Consider the following 16879-nt stretch of genomic DNA (forward strand, 5'->3'; position numbering starts at 1 on the left):
ATGTTTTATTTATTTTGAAAAAAAATATTTTAAGTCTCTGTAATTTTAAGTTTGTAAATTCTCCAATGCATTCACAATACCATATAATAGTTAAGGCTATCCATCGCGGATAGCCTTGCTAACAACAAAACAAATATAAGATAACCAAATTTTGCCTGATTTGAGCAGAAATCAGGCGTTTTAAGTGCTATGAGATACACTTAGCGGCCTAGTAATGGATTCGAACCATTGTGCTTAAGTTTATGAAACCTTTACCTTCCAATCGGTCAACTGGCCTGTTGTTTATAATTGCTTAAACGTTAAATAATTCTTCAGTTCTATAATTTGATCAACCGTTAAAATATCTTCATCCTTTAGATCAGGTTTCTGTTTATCTTCGAATTCCATCGTAAAGATTGGAGTTGGATAATAATCTATCGTTGGAAATTGAAAGCAGATTGACATATTTTTAAATCTTAATAACTTAGCACAAAACCATATTGAATGATTAATGTTCAGCAAATATAAAATTTATTATATAAAATCCATAGATTTAGTAGTATTTATTTATGATTTATTTTATTTGTTTGATATACAGTTGTTTAATTTTATATGCGCTTAATTATCTTGTTTTGAAAAACAGGTTTGGGTTAAATAAACCTGATAGAAATGATTCCGATTTTTTATCGGATTAATGAATAGCAGGACTGAAGAACCGATGAATTAGCGACATTCATTTCCAAGCCTTTCAATTCAATTTCTTTAAAGCTAATTATTTTGAGGATATTTGCATTTTCAAACATTAAAACAATAATTGTGTCTTTAGATAAATTAAAACTCAGTAAGCCATTGGTTGCTGCCATGACTGATGCAGGATTTTTAACACCAAAGGAAATCCAAGTTAGAACAATGTCACGCATTTTAGGTGGGCAAGATGTTATAGCAGTTGGTCCGGAAGGTTCTGGAAAAACGACTACTTATGTTTTGGCAACGCTGATGAAATTAAAATATGCTTTTGAGGAAGCGCCAAGGGCTTTAATTTTAGTTCCTGATGCTGAGCATGTAGACCTTGTTTTGGAGCAATTTAAGTTATTGAACCGAAATAATACATTCAGAATTTTAGGGATAGATAGCAGAGGTGCGGTTGATACTCAAATGAATGAGATTACAGATGGGGTTGATATTATTGTTGCTGTACCCGATAGGGCAAGGGCGCTTTATTTAAAACTGGCACTTAATACCAATAAAATTCAGTTATTTATAGTTGATAATGCCGAACTGATTGTTAAGAAAGGGTTGCAGTTGCCTGTGGTAGAACTTGCAAATAGTGCTTATAAAGCTCAGCACGTAGTTTTTACAGAGGTTGTGCATGAGAAATTAAATCTAATGATTGCGCCTTTTATGAAAGATTCTACTACAACAATCGAAGTTGATGAAATTGGCGAACAGCAGGCAGAGGTTTATCAGCAGATGTTATATCACGTTCCAAACTTTAGAACTAAGCTAAACCTGCTTACTTTATTGTTAAGCGATGCTGATGTTTTTGATAAGGTTGTTGTGTTTGTAAATACAAGACTAACGGCACAAACGGTTTACAAGAACTTTAACCATGTAAACGAAACTGAAATTACAATTTACAAACCCCTGTTTTTTGATGATGCTGGTTATGACGAGATTGATGACTTTAAAGAAAACCCTGAATCGAGGATTTTAATTGTTGCTAATGAAAATTTAGGCGATTTAAATATTGATGGGATTCCATTTATTCTTCATTTGGAACTGCCAGAGCAAAAGGAAATTCTTATTCAGCGGATTGTTAAGCGTACAGATGAAGATGTTGTGGCCATTACCTTTTCTACCGATATAGAATTAATTGAAGTTAAAAAGATTGAGCAGGCTGTGGGGCAAAGAATGGATTTGATGGAATTGCCTGAAGATTTGAAAATTGTTGATGCTGGAGCCAAACCTAAAAAGAAAAAGGGTGAAGAGGAGGAAGAATCATCTGAGCGTGGTGCCGCGTTTCATGATAAGAAAGCAAGTAACTTAAAAAATTACAATTACAGTGCTGGTACCAAAGCAAAAATGACTTATAAAAATAAAAAGGGATTATCTTAATTTATAAACAACGAAAAATCTCTAAACAAAAAAAACTCCCGATTTTCATCGGGAGTTTTTTTATGAGTGTTTATTTACGACTAGTATAATGTAAATTCTACACGACGGTTTTGTTGACGACCAGCTGCAGTTTTGTTAGTAGCAATTGGTTGATCAGGTCCGTAACCAGTAGCTTCGATTCTTGATGCATTTGCACCTTGAGCAACTAAATAAGCTTTTACTGATTCTGCTCTATCTTTAGATAAACGTAGGTTTAATTCTCTACCACCAGTGTTATCTGTGTGACCAGCTAATTTTAAGCTAAAGTTTTTCTCAACTAATAAGTTGGCAACTCTGTTTAATGTAGCATTTGATTTTGCACGGATTGTTGATTTACCTAAATCAAATTCCAAGTTCGAAATTGCATCTCTAACAACTTTACGATCTGCTTCAGTTATTACAGTTGTTTCTTTGATAACTTTAGTTGTTGGTGCTGCTAAAGGACAACCAGAACCATCTACAACAGTTCCTGAAGGTGTTCCAGGGCATTTATCAAACTTATTAGCTACACCATCGTTATCATCATCAGCTAAATCTTTAGCATATTGATCTCTGTCTCTTTGTGCATTTTGCTCAGCAGTAGATAATGCTCTTCTTAACTCTGCACTTTCTTCAGCACTTTGTTTACGAAGATCGGCAACAGCACTGTAATTTTGTAATTGTGAGTTTTCTTTATTACCTAATGCAAACTCAAGGCCTACGTGAGAGTAAGAATATCTGTTTTCTAAGTAAGCACTTTTAACCGTTGGCGAAGATTTAATAAAGTTAATATCGTAACCTAAATCGATGTTAATTCCTTTTGATACACCAATTTTAAATCCTACTCCAGTTGGGATATACCAACCTTCTCTGTCTTGAAAAACTTGCGTACTTCCAACTTGTGAATCAGACGCCATATAACCAGCACCCGCTTTAACGTAAGGAATTAAAACTGCGTTTTCAGTATTTAAGCTGAAGTTTGCAATGTTTAATACTGCTGTTAATGATCCAGCCCAATTAATACTGTTTTTTTGTTCCACGTTAGGCGCAACAATTGTTTTCATTTCGCCACGTAAAAAATCTGCTTGTAAACCTAAAGCTGGTAAAATTTGTTTTTTAACAAATGCACCGTAACCAATACTTTTAAATTCTCTAGCAGTAACACTACCACCGCCTAGAAAAGTATTTTGACTAAAAATACCACCTTGTGCCCCTACACTCCATGTTCTTAATGGCTGTTTGCCAAATCTGCCAGATGTAGTTGGCGTTGTTGGTGTTTCTTGTGCAAACAATTGTGATGATAAGCTTAATAAAGCAACCAACATTGTTGATTTTGTAATTTTTGAATTCATGATTTTATTTTTTGTAAATAATAGTCTTACAACATCTTTTAATCGATACTGTTTTGAACCGCACATGAAAAAATCTTGCCAATATGATGTTTTTTGTCTCAATTATCATATTATCAGAAGATTAGGTGTGAAAAATAAATAACAAGAATGTTACCTAGTGGAGATGAAATGTACCTATTTTGTATAGTTTACTGTACAAAATAAGATTTTATTATACGATTTATTGGTTTCAATCTTACTTTACTGATGGGTTTTTCTTATCGTTTAGGAGCATATCCAACGCTTTTTCAACCCTCGCTTGTCGGGTTTTTTCTTGTTTTGCGGATAAAATCCATAGCACATATTCTTTTTTATGAGTGTAGGCCAATTGATTGAAATAACTTAGAGCCTTAGGAAAAGGAGTTAAGGCTTCTACTAAATCTGCAGGAAGTTTTACTATTTTATTTTCAGGATCTATATAATCTCCGTAATCATTGGTTTTTATGTGGTCATTTCTCATCCCCGAAGGTTTAACTTCAGAAATCAATTTCAACCTCAAAGCTTTCCAAGTTTCGTTAACTGAAGCAGATGCACATGGAGCTAAACCGAAAATTTCCAGCTCTTTCCAAGTCTTCATCAAATCTAAATCAGATTTAATTTTCGAGCTTTTTTTTGGAGTAAATACCCAAAAGACAGATTTAGCATTAATCTGTTTTATATTACTTTCTATTTGCAAATCGAGTTGTTTTTTGCTGGTAGAAAATGTAATAAGTGCATTAAAATTATCAGGGTTGTTATATCTAATGGAAACATCAGTCGGGATTTCTCCAAATATTGCTGAAGCATTTTCTGGAGCATCTTCTACTTTCACAATAAAGTTAGATTTGATTTGAAGCTTTTTTAAAAATAGGTTTTCCATTGGATTTGGTAAATTTTACAACTTTAATTTAGCAAAGAAATCCCAAAAAACGATACCTGCAGAAATTACAATATTAAAAGAATGCTTGGTTCCAAACTGAGGAATTTCTATACATTCATCAATTTTCGCCATAACTTCATCACTCACGCCATCTACTTCATTACCAAAAATTAGGGCATATTTTTTAGATGAGTCTGGACTAAAGGTATTTAGCATGGTGCTATTTTGAGCTTGTTCTATCGCCACAATTTCATATCCTAATGCACGAAGTGCATCTACAGCATCAACGGTATTGGTGTAATGAATCCAATCAACCGATTGGGTTGCACCCAACGCAGTTTTTTCGATCTCTCTATGTGGAGGTTGAGCTGTTATGCCACATAGAATTACTTTTTCCAAAGCAAAACCATCGGCGGTGCGGAAAATCGAACCAATATTGTGCATACTTCGAACATTATCCAAAACGGCAACAACAGGTAATTTCTCCTGTGCCTTAAACTCCTCTATATCTGGACGGTTTAGCTCGTCTAACTTTAATTTTCTCATTTATAATTTAATTGCCAAATCCATGAAAAGGAGCTGAAATTATTCAAATCATCACGTTTTAAATGGCCGTATTTTAAAGCTTTAATTTCTAAAATTCAATCTGAATGATTAAAAATATTTATTAAAGCGAACAATAATAGTATGTTTGTTTAGGAAACAAAGCCCTAAGTTACAATTTATGAGCGTTCAGCAAACAACCACAGGAAAATTTATCAATGGCGAAGAAGTATTCGCAATAGAATTAACCAATAGCAAAGGTACTTATGTTAAATTATTTAATTATGGTGCCATAATTAACAAGTTTACAGTTAAAAATGCGAATGGAGAAATGCAGGATATTGTGTTGGGTTTTGATACTTTTGAGCAATATCTTGATGAAGAATATCTTAAAAATGGAGCCTACTTGGGCGCTGTGGTTGGTCGATATGCCAATAGAATTAAAGATGGGAAATTCAATATTGATGGAGAGACTTATCAACTTGTTAAAAATACGGGCACAGATTGCTTACACGGAGGCTTGGTTGGTTTCGATAAAAAAGTTTGGGATATAGTGGATGTAGATGAAGAACAATCTTTAGTTACTTTACAATATGAAAGCGTTGATGGTGAGGAAAACTTTCCAGGTAATTTAATTATTGATTTAACTTTTGAGCTAACCGAAAATGACGAGTTAATATTAAGTTATGAAGGAGAAACAGATCAAGCGACTGCTATAAATTTAACGCACCACGGTTATTTTAACTTAGCTCCGAACGGTGGATTTATAGGGAAACACAAACAACAGATTTTTGCCTCTAATTATTTAGAACAAGATGAAAACTATTGCGTTACAGGCAAACTAGTTCCTGTAAAAGATACTCCGCTTAATTTTATTGAACCAAAGGAAATTGATAGAGATTGGAATCCCGACTTTGGCTATGATCAAACTTTTGTTTTAGATAAGATCTATGGAGACTTATCTTTAGCGAGCAAAACAAATGATGCAGAAAGCGGTTTAACTCTAAGTATTTACACAACTGAGCCAGTTGCGCATTTATATACGGCTAAATATTTAAATGTTAAAAATGGAAAAGGTGGTCAAGATTACAACGGCTTTGATGCATTTTGTGTAGAAACTCAGCATCACCCAAATGGGATTAATATTCCGGAGTTTCCGACAACAATTTTACGTCCCGAAGATTTATATACGCAGACTACTATTTACAAAGTATCACTAAACAAATAATTATGTTCAGCATAGAAGAAATAAAAACAGCAGAATCGAAAATTAAAACAGGAGCAGATTTCCCACAGTTTATTCAGGAAATTAAGGCTATGGGTGTTAAGCGAAATGATGTTTACGTTTCTAATGGCTTATCGGTTTATTTTGATGGCGAAGATCAGTCGCAACAGGTTAGTCCAGATGAATATCCTAATTTAGTGATTAATGAAGAATCGTCTTCAGAAAAACTGAAGCATGCTTTAAGCGTTCATCAGAAAGGGGAAACTGATTATATCACTTTTTGTAAGCAAGCTGCTGATGCAGGTGTAGAGAAATGGGTTATCGATTTGGAGGAAATGACTTGTACTTATTTAGATGCGGAAGGCAATGAGTTGGTAAAGGAACAGATTCCTGGAGTGTAAGTTTAGAAGATTATGATTCGAAATTCTGCTTTAGGCAGAATCATAAATGTGCTATAATGCTAAATTATGAAGCATCTGCTACCAATGAAACAGATGCTTCGTAACTCATAATGACAATAAGTTTTAAAAAAATGTAGTAAAAGGATAAATTATTTGACTTCAATTTTTAAATCCTTTCCAATACCATTTTAATGGCTTTTTCAACAATTTTATTGGGTTCTTTACTAAACTCTAATTTAACGCGACTTGCAAGTATCGCATTTACAGATAAAGCTTTATGGCCTAATACTTTAGCTAGTGCATAAATCCCGGCAGTCTCCATTTCTAAATTTGTTATTCTATTCTGATTACTTTTAAAGCTATTTATCGACCCAATAAAATCTGGCACTGCATTTTTTGCTCTAACTTGTCGGCCTTGAGGAGCATAAAAACCCGGTGCAGTAACTGTAATTCCTTTCTCCATATCTTTACCAATTGTGTTTAACAAAACATCATTAGCAGAGGTTAGGTAAGGATTAATGTTTTTTAAATGGGCAAAGTGTATTTTAATGTCATCTAATAAACTTCGTTCATCACCAGATAATTCATGAATGTAATAGTTCATCAGCGCATCCATTCCCAAGCCAAAAGAAGAAGCCAGAATTGTACCCATTGGCACATCAGGCTGAACGGCTCCAGATGTTCCAACGCGGATAATATTTAAAGAGGTGAGGTCCTTTTTAACTTCGCGAGTTTCAAAATCTATGTTAACTAGAGCATCAAGCTCATTAAAAACAATATCGATATTATCGGTTCCTATTCCTGTAGAAAGTACAGTAACTCTTTTATCACCAACAAAACCTGTATGCGTTATAAACTCGCGTTTGCCTTTTTTAAATTCTATACGATCAAAATACTTGCTCACTTCACCTACGCGATCGGGATCACCTACGGTAATTACAGTGTCGGCAACATCGCCAGGTAAAAGATTTAAATGATAAATGCTTCCATCGGGATTGATGATTAAATCGCTTTCGGCTATTTTCATAGGTTATATATTTGATTATTTAAAACTGAAACTGTTTCAGTAACGAATTTAATTGGTATTTAAGTATTTGAGCTTAACGCCTTCAATTTTATCAAACTTACTTAAAACTTGGTTCAATTGAGATTTTCTGACTTCGAATTTAAGGATGCAGTTTGTATCGAAGTTCTGAGTTAAAACATCCAAACTTTCATCTTTAACTAATTTCATTACATCATTCATTTGCAGGTATTCAAAATGAATTTCGTAAACATCATTTACAGTTTTTGAAATGATATTAGAATTCTTAATTGCTTCAATACTAGCTGTTTTATATGCGTTAATTAAACCCGGAACACCGAGTAAAGTCCCGCCAAAATATCGAACTACAACAATTAATATATTGGTAATATCAGCTGATAATAGGGAATTTAAAATTGGTCTGCCTGCAGTTCCTGATGGTTCTCCATCATCATTAATTCTAAAAATAGAGCGGTCTGGCGTCAATCTATAAGCATAACAAAAATGCCGTGCTTTAGAATGTTCTGAACGCAAAGTGGCAATTATTGGTTTCACCTCTTCTTCTGAACGAATTGGATAGGTGTACGCTAAAAATTTGCTGCCTTTATCTCTAAAAATCCCTTCAGCACGATCGTTAATTGTTTTGTAAGAATCATCGAACAGCATGTAATTGAGATATAGTAATAAATACGATAGCAACTAAGGCGAAAATAATTCCAGCGTAATTTAGCCTAGTTAATTTTTCTTTAAAAATGATTATTCCAATTAAACTTCCAACTACAATTACACCCAAATTCATGGCGGCAAATACAGTTGTTGGGTTTTGAGCCAAAGCTTGATGTGCTTTTAAATAAAATAGGATGTTTCCAAAATTAAACAGGCCTAAAATTAATCCACAAGCCAAATTAACCAGTTGCAATTTTGTTTTCTTGGTCACAATCATAATGATTACGATAACAAGTGAAACCAAGAAAGCAAGGCAGAAAACGGTAAACAAAGATGTAGTATAAGGTAATGTTTTAAAAAGTGCAATTTGTTTGAAAAGTACATCAATTACTCCAAAACCAACAAAAACCAATATCGGATATAACCAATTGTTTGAATTTGCAGTTTCTTCACTTTTACGAAAAAACGTAAAAAATATAGCTAAAAACCCGATGGCTAAACCAATAAGTTTGTAAGAATTAAAATCTTCTCTAAATATAAAATAAGCAGCAACAACTGGAATAAAAAGAGATAAGCGCTGTGCAATATCTGTTTTAACAATCCCCAGCTTTTTAACTGATGCCGCTAAGACCAAAAATATAGAAGGAAGTAAAATGGCTAAACCAATATAAATTGGCCATGGGGCTGAAGAATTAACAGCGCTAATATTTGGTTTAAAAAAAACAAAACATAAACAAAGCGCAGTGAAATAATTTACAGTTACTGCTTGAATGATGCTGATTTCGTATCGCTTTGCAAGCTTTAATAAAACAGCAACTGTTACGCTGCAAAAAACACTTAATATAATGTAAATCATTAATTTGTATGGTTTATATAAATAGACAGCTTATCTGGTCCGATTTGAATTTGTTCTTGCAATTGGGCTTTAATAATTGGCGAACGCAGACCACTTTCCCAACTGTTTGGAGCGGTAAAAATTCGAGCTTCATCCCAAAGGTTAGCTTCTAAAAACTGGTTTAAAATATTTGCACCACCTTCAATAATTACAGATTGAACATCCATCAAATAAAGTTGAAAAGCAATTTTTTGCGCCAAATAGAAATGCATATCCTCCATTTGAATATAATGAATATTGCCGATTACATCAGTTTTAACTTCGTTGAAAATTATGGTTTTTGCTTCAGTATTAAAAATATGGTTATCATTTGGAACTTGTAAATTCTTATCTATCACCAACCGAACCGGATTTTTGCCTGGCCATTCTCTGCTTGTTAGCTGTGGATTATCCATTACAGCCGTTTGTTTTCCAATCAGAATTGCATCTTCTTCGGTACGCCATTGATGAGCCAAACGTTTTGCCAAGGCACCACTAATCCATTTTTGATGGCCATCTGTTGTCGCAAAATAACCATTTGCAGTTTCTGCCCATTTTAAAATTATAAATGGTCTTTGTTTTTGGATTCTGGTAAAAAACCTCCGATTAAAATATTTGCATTCTTCATCCAAGATTCCACTTTCAACCTCTATTCCTGCATTTTTTAACTTTTCGATTCCCTTACCATCAACGCTAGAAAAAGGATCTCTATTACCGATCACGACCTTTTTTAATCGATGCTTAACAAATAAATCGGCACATGGAGGTGTTTTTCCGAAATGCGCACAGGGTTCTAAATTAACATACGCAGTTGCCGATTTTAAAAGGTTTCCTGCATCATTGCCAAAAAGATCAAATACATTTTTAACAGCATTTGGCTCTGCATGCGCTTCGCCATATTTTTGATGATAGCCCTCGCCAATAATTTTATCATTTAAAACTATAACACAGCCAACCATTGGATTCGGATTTACATTTCCAATTCCTAATAAGGCAAGCTCTAAACAGCGTTTAATATAAAATTCGTGGCTCATTGGAAGCAAAAGTAGTAAAAAATGGATGATGGATTGGGTAAAATAGAATTGATCTCAGCACAAATCAGTAATTTTACATCAATGAGAATCGGAGAATTAGAAGAACATTTCCAATTGGAGCTTGATGAGATTTATGATGGCGATGAAGCTAAGGCATTATTTAGTCTGGCAGCGGAGCATGTTTTAAAATTATCTCCAAGTAAATTACGAATGGTTAGAGAAACATCTTTAACATTTATCGATTTTCAAAAGCTCCTCAGTATCTTAAATGATTTGAAAATTGGAAATCCTATTCAGCATATTTTGGGCGAGGCGCACTTTTATGGCTCCATATTTAAAGTAAATGAACACGTATTAATTCCCAGACCAGAAACGGAAGAATTAGTCGATTGGATTATTCATGATTTAGAAAGTAAAAGAAACATACATCTTTTGGATATAGGAACGGGCTCTGGATGTATTCCCATCACTATTAAAAAATACTTACCCTTAACTGAAGTTTCCACGATAGACATTTCGAACCGAGCAATAGTTACTGCTAAAGAAAATGCCGTTAACATTGGCACCGAAGTAAAATTTATCGAAGCAGATATTCTAACTTATAAATCAGAGTTGAAATATGATGTTATTGTAAGCAATCCGCCTTACATCAGGGCTTTGGAAAAGGAAGCCATGCACAAAAATGTATTATCTTTCGAACCACATATTGCTTTATTTGTGAGTGATGAAGAACCCTTAATTTTTTATAGTAAGATAGCCGATTTTGCAATTTCTAACCTAACGGAAGATGGATTTTTGTATTTTGAGATTAACGAATATTTAGGTGTTGAAACACTTGATATGTTAAAGGATAAAGGCTTTAACAATATTGAGTTAAGAAAGGATATGCAGGGTAAAGATAGAATGGTAAAAGCAAGCTTAGTTTAAAATAAATTAAGATCTTGGATGAAACTGAGTGATTACATCTCTCAAATAATCTCGATCAATATGGGTGTAAATTTCGGTTGTGGTAATGCTCGAATGACCTAACATTTCTTGTACTGCACGAAGATCAGCACCACCTTCTATTAAATGGGTAGCGAAAGAATGACGCAAAGTATGCGGACTAATCGTTTTTTTTAATCCTGTTTTTACAGCTAAACTTTTAATCAAATTAAAAATTGAAATACGGGAGAGTTTTGCACCAAAGCGGTTGAGGAAAATAAAATCTTCATTTCCTTTTTTTATGTTCATGTGAACACGAATTTCTCTCAAATATATGTCGATAAACTTCAGCGCCACGCCACCAATAGGAACTAGTCTTTCTTTATTTCCCTTTCCAATCACTTTTATAAACTCAATCTGTGGATAAAGATTCGAAATTTTTAGTTCTGTTAACTCTGTCACCCTCAAGCCACAACCATACAAAACCTCAATAATGGCTTTGTTGCGCATACCTTCTGGTTTAGAGGCATCGATAGCATCAATTAAACCATTTATTTCATGAATATTTAATTTATCTGGGAGTTTTCTGGTCAGTTTGGGAGCTTCAATTAATGCAGAAGGATTGTTTTGAATAAGATCTTCGAGCATTAAGTAGCCAAAGAATGCTTTCAATCCCGAAATTACTCTTGCTTGCGTACTGGCCAACATGCCTAAATCGTTAAGCCAAGAAATAAAAGATTTTAAATCAACAACATTGATTTCTGTAATTTTTGGTTCTCGATTTAAAGATTGAAAGTATTGACCAAGCTTGTCGACATCACTTAAATAAGCATCTACAGAGTTGCCAGATAACGAGCGCTCTAATTTCAAATAAGACTTGAATCCTTTAATATATGATGGCCAAAGCATGTTTTTATTTGAGATTTTTTATAACATTGCAACGTTACAACATTTAACGTTACCGCATTTATGAAAATACAAATTATTAATGGCCCAAATTTAAACCTTTTAGGCGTTAGAGAGCCATCTATTTATGGCAATACAAGCATAGAAGATTATATTAAAGAGCTCAAAAGTATTTATTCAATCATAGAGATAGATTATTACCAAAGTAATGTTGAAGGAGAGATTATTAACAAACTTCATGAAGTAGGGTTTTCTTTCGATGGAATTGTACTAAATGCTGGCGGTTATACCCACACTTCTGTCGCCATTGCCGATGCCATTGCCGCTATAAAAACGCCAGTGGTTGAAGTCCACATTTCAAATATTTATGCTCGTGAAGAATATCGTCATGTATCTTTAACTGGTAAAAACTGCAAGGGCGTTTTAACAGGCTTTGGTATGAAGGGATATCGTTTGGCTGTAGAAAGTTTATTAATTAATCCTTAAAATCGTTATGCTCAAAAAAATGCTCTCACTGGCCTTATTGGTCATTTCATTTTATGTTCATGGTCAGGAAAATTCTCCAAAAAGACAAATCCTAAATGATCAATCTGTTGTTAGAGGCGAGGATGGGATGGTTTATCCTTATAACGCCTGGAAGAAGTTAATGGCGTCTGGTAAATATGGACTTAAAAATAGGCAAACAACCACAGATAGTGGAAAACCAGAGTACTTGATTTACGAACTCAGTGAAAAGCAAAAAGTTAGTTATTTCGAAAGTGGGGCGAAACCACGATCGAGTGATGTTTTTGTAGTGGATCAGACTTTCGAGGGCACAAAAATTACAGATATCAATGGTGTAAAATATGATTTAAGAAATCTGAAAGGCAAAGTTCTTGTTCTTTATTTTTGGTTTCTAGGAGAAAAGATGAATAACACTCTAGTTCCGCAGTTAAATGAACTGGCGAAAGAATATAAGGATAATAAAGATGTTATTTTATTAGCCATCTGCAATAATGATAAATCTGAAATCAAAGCCTTTTTAAACCTAAATCCTTTTGATTTTAACATCGTTGATAGTGGACGTGAAATATCGAAGCGGTATAGCGTAAAGCTCTATCCAACCACGGTGGTTATTGATCAAAATAATCAAGTGAAATTTAGTACTGTCGGATCTGCTCCAAGTGCAGGATATTGGATTAAAAAAACTATTAATGAGTCTTTAGCGCTTAAGTAAGCTTAGAAAAATATTTAATTTTCTTGATAAAGAAAGCCCAAACAATACTCTTATTGTAAACACCTATATGTTTAGCGTATGGCTTTTGGAATTCCTTCCTTTTTTTTGCTGTCTTAAAAATAGACTTAACAAAATGAAAATGTGCTTTGCTTACGGCTAGAGTGAATTTTGGCTTTCCTGTTAGTAAAAAATGCCACCATGCAATAAAATCTATCCACATTCTTAAAGTTATGCGAATAACAGCATCTCCAGCTGGTAAATTCTTCTGCATTATAATTAAGTTGTTTCTAAAATTTAGATAGGTTTTAAAGGGATTTTCAGTTTGCAAAGTTCCACCTCCAACATGATAAACCTCAGCATCTGGGCAATACAGAATTTTATAGTTTAGGTTTTTTAGGCGCCAGCATAAGTCGATTTCTTCCATGTGTGCAAATAAATCTGCATCCAATCCGCCAACTTCTTTCCAACATTTGCTTTTGATAAAGAAAGCAGCACCACTTGCCCAAAAAACTTCTTTGGTTTCATTGTATTGTCCGTTATCAAACTCGTAAACGTTAAAAAGTCTTCCTCTACAAAAAGGATAACCATAAATATCTAGATAGCCTCCGGCTGCGCCAGCATATTCAAACTGATTCTTATTAAGTTGCCATTTAATTTTTGGTTGCGCCGCAGCAATTTCTGGGTCACTTTCCATCAAATCAATCACTGGCTTAATCCAATTGGGCGTTACTTCAACATCAGAGTTTAATAAAATGAAATAATCCGCGTCAACTTGTTCTAAAACCTTATTGTAACCTCCAGCAAAGCCATAATTTAACGTATTCTGAATAATTTTAACTGATGGAAATTGCGCCTCTAGAAAAGCAACAGAATCATCAGTTGATGCGTTGTCACCAACAATTATCTGTAAGTTATTATATTCGGAAAGTAAAATCCCCGGCAAAAATTGTTGTAAAAATGCTTTACCATTCCAGTTTAAAATGACTACGGCTACTGATGGATTCATGGATCTTATTCGGGTTTAAATTTCCAGCGTTTATGGCTCCAAAGCCAGTATTGGGGCTGTTCGTTTATAATTTCTTCTAAAAATTTGAAGTGTAAATTGGTAATTTCAAAATCAACAGTTTTTGAAGGATCAAGGCACATTGGCAAAACTTCGACTTCGTAACGACCCTGTTTTGGACGGCTCACTTTAAAATAATAAATGGGCCTGTTTGTAGATTTTGCTATTTTTTCTACGCCAAGCAGGGCAGGAGTTGGTTGGTGTAAAAAGTCTACAAAATATTTGGTTTCCTCTCTCGTTGGAGATTGATCGCTTGCAAAGCACAAAAGCGTTGGCTCGTTTTTGTAAGTGGCCATGCCTCTTAAAGTTTGCCTCATCGCAATAAAAACATTGCCATATTTCGTCCTCAAGCCATCAAACCAGGCTTCGAATATTTTATTTTTAATGGGCTTAAAAATTACCATCGTTTTGGCAGAAATGCTTAAACCTAAAGCTAGCGTTCCCAATTCCCAATTGCAATAATGCCCGGTACAAGCTAAAACACTTTCTCCTTGCTTAAAATGGGTTTCCAGTTGATCTAAACCTTTAAATTTTACGCTTTCTAAAGTTTCCTTTTCTGATATTGTGGTAAGCTTGATGATTTCGAAAATCAGCTCTGCTAAATACTTGAAATATTTTTTCTCGATATCAATAATTTCAGTTGATGATTTTTCAGGAAATGAGTTAACCAAATTCTGGCGAACAACTTTTTTTCGATAACGAATTATGTAATAAAGCAGATAATATAGTAATCTTGCAAAAAAAAATAGAATAGACAGAGGAAGCAACGATAACAGGTACAAAAAAAATACACCAACTTGCGCAATCCCTCTTTTAATCATTATTTTTAAAACGTTTGAGTTACAAACATAAATTTTCAAATGCAAAATACAGCTATACTTCCTTTATTTTATCTTCCTCCAGTTGGATATTTTAGTCTATTGCAAAAGGTAAATCCCGATTTCTTAATCGAAAAACATGAGCATTTAGTAAAGCAAACCTATCGAAATAGGGCTAGTATCTATTCTCCAAACGGAAAATTAGACATTACTGTTCCATTGGTAAAAGGGGCTAAAACACATACAATGATGAAGGACATTCGGATTAGCTATGATTTTAATTGGCAACGCCTGCATTGGTTAAGTTTAGAAAGTTGCTACAGAAGTTCCGCTTACTTTGAGTTTTACGAAGATGAACTTGCTCCGTTTTACAATCAAAAATTCGAATTTTTGTTCGATTATAATTCACAATTGCTAGAATGGATAATTAAAAAATTAAAATTAACAATCAGTGTAAATCCAACGCCAGAATATTTTGATGATGTTAATAGCGATTTAGATTACCGTGGAATTATGAATCCAAAGAAAATGGAAGATATTGTAAACAATAAGCAATACTTTCAGGTTTTTGAAGATAGACATCAATTTTTGCCCAACCTCAGCATAGTTGATCTATTGTTTAATCAAGGTCCACAGGCCAAATTATATTTATAAGTTATGGCTAAAAATAAGCCTCGCAGTCGGCACAAGCATTATAATGTACCTGAACCGGGAACAAGTCCGGGTATGTATGCCATTGATGATAATGCCTTAAAACCAATTATTACACTCCACACTTATAACGATAAAATTTACAAGAAAGAGGAGATTAAAAACATTAACAACATTGATAGACTTACCGAAAATAAAGATTTTTATTATTGGTTTGATATCAAGGGTTTAGCCGATCCGAATATATTCGAAACGCTTTATTCTAAATTGAATATCAGTAGATTGGTTTTGGAAGACATTACAAGTTCTTACCAAAGGCCAAAGCTAGATGAATATGATAACGATAAATATGTTTTTGCCGTAAGCAGGCACTTATTTTTAAACGGCGAAAATGATTTATGTAATGAACAAATTTCGTTTATACTCACTTCAAAATGCCTAATAACCTTTCAAGAGAATTACGAAGATTGCTTTAATCCCGTAAGAAAAAGGCTTGAAATAGGTAAGGGGAATATCCGCATCGGCGGAAGCAGTTATTTGATGTACGCCATTATGGATGTAATTGTAGATAATTATTTCACCTTATTAAACTATTGGGGCGAAGAATTAGATGCCATTGAAGATCGTTTATTTGATAACCCCGATAAACGGATTATGTATGATACTCAAGGGATTAAGCGTTCGTTAATTATGATTCGTAAAGTAGCTTGGCCTGAAAGAGATAAGCTGAATGATATTTTAAGGAGTGATAGTGATTTAATTTCCGATTTAACCAAAACCTACATTAAAGATGCTTATGATCATTGTATTCAGATTATCGATTTTATAGAATCTTTAAAAGAAATTGCATCTGCAAACATTGATATGAACCTATCTATAATCTCCAATCGGATGAATGAGATTATGAAAGTGCTCACCATTATTTCTTCGATATTTATACCGCTAACCTTTATTGCAGGTATCTACGGAATGAATTTTAGTCGTGAAGACCCAGTTACAGGCAAAGTTTTACCAGATAATATGCCCGAACTTTACAGCCCACATGGCTATATGTGGACATGGATTGTGATGGCTGTTATTGCAGTGCTTCAAGTAATTTATTTTTGGCGAAGAGGCTGGTTTAAATAATTTAAAACACCCTCAATGGCTTAAAATTATATTCAATTATTAGT

19 protein-coding genes and 1 tRNA gene are annotated in these 16879 nt (G+C 33.9%); 8 read left to right on the forward strand and 12 right to left on the reverse strand.

Annotated elements, in window-relative coordinates; all coding sequences use genetic code 11:
- Positions 1–204: 204 nt before the first annotated feature.
- Both H7U22_RS08310 and H7U22_RS08315 read right to left on the reverse strand, forming a co-directional pair.
- Positions 205–276 (reverse strand) — tRNA-Met (locus H7U22_RS08310).
- A gap of 6 nt (positions 277–282) precedes the next feature.
- Positions 283–444, reverse strand: a complete 162-nt coding sequence (locus tag H7U22_RS08315) for a hypothetical protein (protein WP_187070883.1) — start codon at positions 442–444, stop codon at positions 283–285.
- Positions 445–795: 351 nt separating this feature from the next.
- On the opposite strand from H7U22_RS08315, the gene H7U22_RS08320 reads away from it, so the two are divergent.
- Complete coding sequence (locus tag H7U22_RS08320) at positions 796–2094, forward strand: DEAD/DEAH box helicase (RefSeq protein WP_187070884.1); 1299 nt, start codon at positions 796–798, stop codon at positions 2092–2094.
- 80 nt (positions 2095–2174) lie between these two features.
- On the opposite strand, the gene H7U22_RS08325 is transcribed toward H7U22_RS08320, so the two are convergent.
- The 3 genes from H7U22_RS08325 to H7U22_RS08335 all read right to left on the reverse strand — a co-directional run bounded on the left by H7U22_RS08325 (position 2175) and on the right by H7U22_RS08335 (position 4908).
- The gene (locus H7U22_RS08325; protein WP_187070885.1) at positions 2175–3464 is read right to left on the reverse strand and encodes an OmpA family protein; all 1290 of its coding nucleotides are present in this window, start codon (positions 3462–3464) and stop codon (positions 2175–2177) included.
- A gap of 235 nt (positions 3465–3699) precedes the next feature.
- Positions 3700–4362 (reverse strand): YdeI/OmpD-associated family protein, encoded by a 663-nt coding sequence (locus tag H7U22_RS08330; protein WP_187070886.1) that lies wholly within the window; start codon positions 4360–4362, stop codon positions 3700–3702.
- Positions 4363–4377: 15 nt separating this feature from the next.
- Entirely contained in the window at positions 4378–4908 is a 531-nt protein-coding gene (locus H7U22_RS08335) for an RNA methyltransferase (protein ID WP_187070887.1), read from the reverse strand.
- Positions 4909–5086: 178 nt separating this feature from the next.
- On the opposite strand from H7U22_RS08335, the gene H7U22_RS08340 reads away from it, so the two are divergent.
- Both H7U22_RS08340 and H7U22_RS08345 read left to right on the forward strand, forming a co-directional pair.
- Positions 5087–6133 (forward strand): aldose epimerase family protein, encoded by a 1047-nt coding sequence (locus tag H7U22_RS08340; RefSeq protein ID WP_187070888.1) that lies wholly within the window; start codon positions 5087–5089, stop codon positions 6131–6133.
- Between the two features lie 2 nt (positions 6134–6135).
- Positions 6136–6531 carry a DUF1398 domain-containing protein gene (locus tag H7U22_RS08345; protein ID WP_187070889.1) on the forward strand — a complete coding sequence of 132 codons (396 nt, stop codon included), beginning with the start codon at positions 6136–6138 and terminating at the stop codon, positions 6529–6531.
- 166 nt (positions 6532–6697) lie between these two features.
- On the opposite strand, the gene H7U22_RS08350 is transcribed toward H7U22_RS08345, so the two are convergent.
- The 4 genes from H7U22_RS08350 to ribD are packed head-to-tail and all read right to left on the reverse strand — an operon-like array spanning position 6698 to position 10129.
- Positions 6698–7558 carry a nucleoside phosphorylase gene (locus H7U22_RS08350; RefSeq protein ID WP_187070890.1) on the reverse strand — a complete coding sequence of 287 codons (861 nt, stop codon included), beginning with the start codon at positions 7556–7558 and terminating at the stop codon, positions 6698–6700.
- Between the two features lie 48 nt (positions 7559–7606).
- Positions 7607–8221 (reverse strand): IMPACT family protein, encoded by a 615-nt coding sequence (locus tag H7U22_RS08355; protein WP_187070891.1) that lies wholly within the window; start codon positions 8219–8221, stop codon positions 7607–7609.
- Positions 8208–9077, reverse strand: coding sequence for a DMT family transporter (locus H7U22_RS08360; RefSeq protein WP_187070892.1), 870 nt, complete (start codon positions 9075–9077; stop codon positions 8208–8210). The genes H7U22_RS08355 and H7U22_RS08360 overlap by 14 nt, the downstream gene beginning before the upstream one ends.
- On the reverse strand, positions 9077–10129 hold the full coding sequence (gene ribD / locus H7U22_RS08365; RefSeq protein ID WP_187070893.1) for a bifunctional diaminohydroxyphosphoribosylaminopyrimidine deaminase/5-amino-6-(5-phosphoribosylamino)uracil reductase RibD: 1053 nt from the start codon (positions 10127–10129) through the stop codon (positions 9077–9079). The genes H7U22_RS08360 and ribD overlap by 1 nt, the downstream gene beginning before the upstream one ends.
- Positions 10130–10150: 21 nt before the next feature.
- Here ribD and prmC point away from each other — a divergent pair, with 21 nt between their 5' ends.
- The gene (prmC, locus tag H7U22_RS08370) at positions 10151–11056 is read left to right on the forward strand and encodes a peptide chain release factor N(5)-glutamine methyltransferase (protein WP_248284703.1); all 906 of its coding nucleotides are present in this window, start codon (positions 10151–10153) and stop codon (positions 11054–11056) included.
- Between the two features lie 6 nt (positions 11057–11062).
- Here the strand turns inward: prmC and xerD are convergent, their stop codons facing one another.
- The gene (gene xerD / locus H7U22_RS08375) at positions 11063–11962 is read right to left on the reverse strand and encodes a site-specific tyrosine recombinase XerD (protein WP_187070894.1); all 900 of its coding nucleotides are present in this window, start codon (positions 11960–11962) and stop codon (positions 11063–11065) included.
- Between the two features lie 60 nt (positions 11963–12022).
- Between xerD and aroQ the strand changes: the two genes are divergently transcribed.
- Entirely contained in the window at positions 12023–12445 is a 423-nt protein-coding gene (aroQ, locus tag H7U22_RS08380) for a type II 3-dehydroquinate dehydratase (RefSeq protein WP_187070895.1), read from the forward strand.
- Positions 12446–12452: 7 nt separating this feature from the next.
- Entirely contained in the window at positions 12453–13175 is a 723-nt protein-coding gene (locus H7U22_RS08385; protein WP_187070896.1) for a peroxiredoxin family protein, read from the forward strand.
- On the opposite strand, the gene H7U22_RS08390 is transcribed toward H7U22_RS08385, so the two are convergent.
- Together H7U22_RS08390 and H7U22_RS08395 are read right to left on the reverse strand one after the other, a co-directional pair.
- The gene (locus tag H7U22_RS08390) at positions 13168–14181 is read right to left on the reverse strand and encodes a glycosyltransferase family 2 protein (RefSeq protein ID WP_187070897.1); all 1014 of its coding nucleotides are present in this window, start codon (positions 14179–14181) and stop codon (positions 13168–13170) included. The genes H7U22_RS08385 and H7U22_RS08390 overlap by 8 nt on opposite strands.
- A gap of 5 nt (positions 14182–14186) precedes the next feature.
- The gene (locus H7U22_RS08395) at positions 14187–15059 is read right to left on the reverse strand and encodes a lysophospholipid acyltransferase family protein (protein ID WP_187070898.1); all 873 of its coding nucleotides are present in this window, start codon (positions 15057–15059) and stop codon (positions 14187–14189) included.
- A 39-nt stretch (positions 15060–15098) separates the two neighbouring features.
- On the opposite strand from H7U22_RS08395, the gene H7U22_RS08400 reads away from it, so the two are divergent.
- Both H7U22_RS08400 and corA read left to right on the forward strand, forming a co-directional pair.
- The gene (locus tag H7U22_RS08400; RefSeq protein ID WP_187070899.1) at positions 15099–15710 is read left to right on the forward strand and encodes a WbqC family protein; all 612 of its coding nucleotides are present in this window, start codon (positions 15099–15101) and stop codon (positions 15708–15710) included.
- A gap of 3 nt (positions 15711–15713) precedes the next feature.
- Positions 15714–16835 carry a magnesium/cobalt transporter CorA gene (gene corA / locus H7U22_RS08405; RefSeq protein ID WP_187070900.1) on the forward strand — a complete coding sequence of 374 codons (1122 nt, stop codon included), beginning with the start codon at positions 15714–15716 and terminating at the stop codon, positions 16833–16835.
- The last annotated feature ends 44 nt before the right edge of the window (positions 16836–16879 follow it).

It is taken from the genome of Pedobacter fastidiosus (assembly GCF_014306625.1).
Lineage (GTDB): Bacteria > Bacteroidota > Bacteroidia > Sphingobacteriales > Sphingobacteriaceae > Pedobacter > Pedobacter fastidiosus.